This is a genomic window from Micromonospora sp. NPDC049799, from assembly GCF_040656655.1.
In the GTDB taxonomy this organism is placed as follows: domain Bacteria; phylum Actinomycetota; class Actinomycetes; order Mycobacteriales; family Micromonosporaceae; genus Micromonospora.
In genome coordinates this window covers 1-3,437 of sequence record NZ_JBFAMU010000520.1, presented here as the reverse complement: position 1 = coordinate 3,437, position 3,437 = coordinate 1, and the positions used below count along the sequence as shown (strand labels likewise).

Annotated in this window: 7 protein-coding genes; all 7 read right to left on the bottom strand. The window is 75.7% G+C overall.

Going from position 1 to position 3,437, the window contains the following annotated elements:
* Window positions 1–211: 211 nt before the first annotated feature.
* The gene (locus tag AB0I76_RS25595; protein WP_357040368.1) at window positions 212–565 is read right to left on the bottom strand and encodes a gas vesicle protein K; all 354 of its coding nucleotides are present in this window, start codon (window positions 563–565) and stop codon (window positions 212–214) included.
* Window positions 562–819 carry a gas vesicle protein gene (locus tag AB0I76_RS25590; RefSeq protein WP_357040365.1) on the bottom strand — a complete coding sequence of 86 codons (258 nt, stop codon included), beginning with the start codon at window positions 817–819 and terminating at the stop codon, window positions 562–564. Before AB0I76_RS25590 ends, AB0I76_RS25595 begins: the two co-directional genes overlap by 4 nt.
* A gap of 19 nt (window positions 820–838) precedes the next feature.
* The gene (locus AB0I76_RS25585; protein ID WP_357040362.1) at window positions 839–1,669 is read right to left on the bottom strand and encodes a GvpL/GvpF family gas vesicle protein; all 831 of its coding nucleotides are present in this window, start codon (window positions 1,667–1,669) and stop codon (window positions 839–841) included.
* Window positions 1,656–2,018, bottom strand: coding sequence for a gas vesicle protein GvpJ (gvpJ, locus tag AB0I76_RS25580; RefSeq protein WP_357040359.1), 363 nt, complete (start codon window positions 2,016–2,018; stop codon window positions 1,656–1,658). Before gvpJ ends, AB0I76_RS25585 begins: the two co-directional genes overlap by 14 nt.
* A gap of 1 nt (window position 2,019) precedes the next feature.
* The gene (locus tag AB0I76_RS25575; protein WP_357040356.1) at window positions 2,020–2,376 is read right to left on the bottom strand and encodes a gas vesicle protein; all 357 of its coding nucleotides are present in this window, start codon (window positions 2,374–2,376) and stop codon (window positions 2,020–2,022) included.
* Window positions 2,345–2,737 (bottom strand): gas vesicle protein GvpG, encoded by a 393-nt coding sequence (locus AB0I76_RS25570; RefSeq protein WP_357040352.1) that lies wholly within the window; start codon window positions 2,735–2,737, stop codon window positions 2,345–2,347. The genes AB0I76_RS25575 and AB0I76_RS25570 overlap by 32 nt, the downstream gene beginning before the upstream one ends.
* A gap of 3 nt (window positions 2,738–2,740) precedes the next feature.
* Window positions 2,741–3,437, bottom strand: a 697-nt coding sequence (locus AB0I76_RS25565) for a GvpL/GvpF family gas vesicle protein (RefSeq protein WP_357040349.1), incomplete at its 5' end; no start/stop codon positions are given.

Below are 3,437 nucleotides of genomic sequence, written 5' to 3'. Positions count from 1 at the left end.
GGCCTGGCTGGAGGCGTACGCCGAGGGCCGCCAGGGCTGAACCCGGCCGGTGGTCCTCGACGACGGCCTTCGCGGGCGCTGATCTGACGGGTCGACGGGAGGGGCGTCCCAGCCGCGAACTCTTCCGGTCGGGAGCTCGACAGTGCGCGTGACGACGTGGTCCCAGCCGGCCGGAAGACCGTACCGACCACGCGATCGCCGCAGCGCAGCGTCAGTCGGTGGGCAGGAGCGGGCCGAGAGGACCGAGGTCCAGGTTGAGGTCCTCGGGCGACAGCCCGAAGTGCTCGCGGAGCAGCGTCATCTGCTCCTCCAGCGCCATCAGGGTCGTCCCGATCCGCTCGATCTGCTCCTCGGTCAGGTCACCGAGGTCCACCCGACGCAGCGCCTGCCGTTCCATGAGCTGGCGCAGCAGCTCGACCACGGTCAGCACCAGGCTCGCCAGGCCGCGTTCCACCGAGCCGGGGTCGACCGCGAGCCGCCGGTCCAGCGGGGTGACCCGGGGTTCCCGCCACGACGACTCGCCGAGCGCCGCCGCCAGTTCCGCCGCCTCGTCCCGGTCGGTCATGCCCCCTCCCCCGCGACGACCGCGGCCTCGCCGGCCGCCGCGGCGGGCAGCTCGGGTGCGGCGAGCGCGCCGACCGAGGCGACCAGCGCGCGCAGGGAGACCCGGACCAGGTCGACGTCCGCGATCGAGATGGTGATGTCGCCGGAGATCACCACGCCGGTGGCGAGCACCCGGTCGAGCAGGTCCACCAGGGACACGGTCCGGTGGGCGAGCGGGTCGTCGGCGCTGCTCGGCGCGAGGGTGGTCACCGCCATGCCGGCCTCCGCGCCGCGGTCACGCCGGCTCCCGCACGGCGTGCGCGGCCTCCGTCGTGGGTTCCGCCACGAAGGAGTACGGCGGCCACGGGCCGGTCAGCTCCAGCCGGATCTCCGGGTGCCGGTCGGCGAGCGCGTCGACCAGCGCGGAGAACCCCTTCAGGCGGGGCCGGTCGACGAGGTACGCGCCGTTGACCACCATCGCGGTCGCCGCGCCGGAGAGCCGGCGGTCCTGGGGTGCGTGCCGGCGGGCGGCGACCGCGTACCCGGCGAGGGCCTCGTGCACGGCCGCCGCCGCCTCGGCGGCGATCCGCTGCCCCTCCTCGCGGGCGGTCAACTGGGCCCGGCGCCGCCGCAGGTACGCCGCGCCGGCCCCACCCCCGCCGGCCGGAGCCGCCGCACGGGGCACGGCACCGGGCACCGCGTACCCCTTGACGCCCCACTCCTCGCGGCCGTCGAGCCGGTCGAGGGTCGCGGCCAGCTCGTCGTGGCGCTCGACCAGGACGCGGGCCACCCCCTCGTCGCCGTGGTGCACGGTCGCGAGCCGGGCGGGCACGACCGCGCCGGCCCTCGACAGGGCGTCCACCACGGCGTGGTGCGCCCGCGCGGCCCGCTCCAGCCACGCCAGGTCCTCCAGGTTGCGGCGCAGCGCCTCCTCCCCGTACGCGCTCAGCGGCACGGTGCTCACCACGGCGGTCAGGCCCGCGGCCCGCACGGCCCGGACCGGGTCGCCCTCCAGGCTGGCGGTCGTGGCCAGCGTGCCCGGCTCCACGTCGCGCACCACCCCGTGCAACCAGGCACCGGTACGCGGGTCCGCGGCGGCGGTCCCGGCCGGCTCAGGCGAGGTCATCCCACGCCTCCCGGGACGCGGCCCGCCGGGCGATCCGGGGCCGGCGCTCCGCCTCCACCTGCTCCGGGTCCCGGGGACCCGGCTCCACCGGCGGGCGGGCCCGGGAACTGAGCCACGGGTCGTGCTCCCACCAGTCGATGCCGATCTGTCGGGCGGTGTCCACCGAGGCGATGACGAGCCGCAGCTTGAGCGTCAGCAGTTCGATGTCGAGCAGGCTCACCCGGATGTCACCGGCGATCACGATGCCCCGGTCGAGCACCCGTTCCAGGATGTCGCCGAGGTTGGCCGGCTCGTGGCCGGCGGGCAGGACCTGCCCGGAGTTCTGCACCACCGAGGGCTGCACGGACACCTCACCCCACCTCGCCCTTCCCACGCTGGTAGCGACGCACGCGGCGGTAGCCGAGCAGGCCCCCCTCGACGTCCAGTTCCACCTCGTAGAGGCCGAGCAGGTCCGTCGAGGCGGGGATGCGGTGGTCCTCGACCACCTCCACCCCGACGAGCCAGCCGTCCCGCACCGACTTCAGCGAGGTGGTCCCGACCGGGTCCCGGCCGGTCAGCTCCACGACCTGCCGCAGCCCCTCCCGGGCGGCCTCGGCCGCCGAGATCGGCTCCAGGTACTCGTCCTCGTCGTCGTACCGGTCGTCGTCGTGGTTCGCCGGCTCGTTCCGGCGGCTCCTACCGCCGTCGCCGCGGATCAGCTGCGTCATGGCCCTCACCTTCCACACCGCCGTCGCGCGCCCGTCCGGTGCCTCGTCGTCGTTCCTTCTCCGCCCCGGCCGCCCGGCGCCGTTCCGCTCCCGGCCGGGCCCGGCGGCCGCCGCCCGTACGGGGCGCCGGCCGCCGGGCGGTGCCGGTCAGCCGGTCCAGCACCTGCTGCTGGCCCCGGTCGCGCTCGGCCGGGGTGATGTCCCCGGCCGCCGCCGCCGCGTCCAGCTCCTCCAGCTCCCGGCGTACGTTCGCCGGGTCGACCTGCCGGGACTCCGCCTCCCGCGCGATCACCTTGACCACCGCCGTCAGCCCCCGTACGGGTGCGTACGGCAGGGTCAGCAGCGCCCACAGGATGTCCACCGCTCACCCCGCGAGCTGGTGGGCGCTGACGAAGTCGTACGGGGCCAGCGGGCCGAGCAGGCGGGTACGAACCAGCTGCCGGCGCTGTTCGGCGTACTCCTCCACCGCGCCGACGAACTCGTCCTCGCGGTCCCGTTCCACCAGGAAGGCGGCGTTCGCGGCGTCCATCTCGTTGCTCGGTGGCCGGGGTGCCGCCGCGACGGCCAGAGGCGAGAGCAGGTCCAGGACGTGCCGGTTCTCCGCCTCCCGCGCCAGCTCCACCGCCTGGCTGATCATCTCGCCCAGCCGGATGCGTTGCTCCCGGCTCGTCGCCTCCGGCTGGCCCTTCACCTGGTCGGCGAGGTCGGCGGCGGCGGGGTTGTCGGCCAGGATGCCGGCGATGAGCGTCTGCTCGTCGAACCGGGCGTGCACCGTGTACTGGATCCGTCCCTCGAACTCGTCCAGCGCGTCGGCGAACCGGTCTTGGTGGGCGTCGAGCAGGTCGACCACCGCGTCGGTCCCGGTCACCACCGTCCCGAACCGCACCGGCAGCACCGGCGCGACCGCCACGGTGCCGTCGAGCAGTTCCTGGTACGCGGTCAGGTCCGCGGGGCGTCCGAGCGGCCCTTCGAGGGGCACCTCGCTCACCAGCGCCGCGAGTTCGCCGTGGCGGACCGCCGTGACCTCCCCCGGCGGGTCGCCGACCCCGGGGGCGTCCGGG

What these genes read in the sequence shown, in the direction of transcription:
- AB0I76_RS25585 (WP_357040362.1), bottom strand. Translation starts at nt 1,669, where the DNA reads ATGACCTCGCCTGAGCCGGCCGGGACCGCCGCCGCGGACCCGCGTACC.
- AB0I76_RS25575 (WP_357040356.1), bottom strand. Translation starts at nt 2,376, where the DNA reads ATGACGCAGCTGATCCGCGGCGACGGCGGTAGGAGCCGCCGGAACGAG.
- AB0I76_RS25595 (WP_357040368.1), bottom strand. Translation starts at nt 565, where the DNA reads ATGACCGACCGGGACGAGGCGGCGGAACTGGCGGCGGCGCTCGGCGAG.
- AB0I76_RS25590 (WP_357040365.1), bottom strand. Translation starts at nt 819, where the DNA reads ATGGCGGTGACCACCCTCGCGCCGAGCAGCGCCGACGACCCGCTCGCC.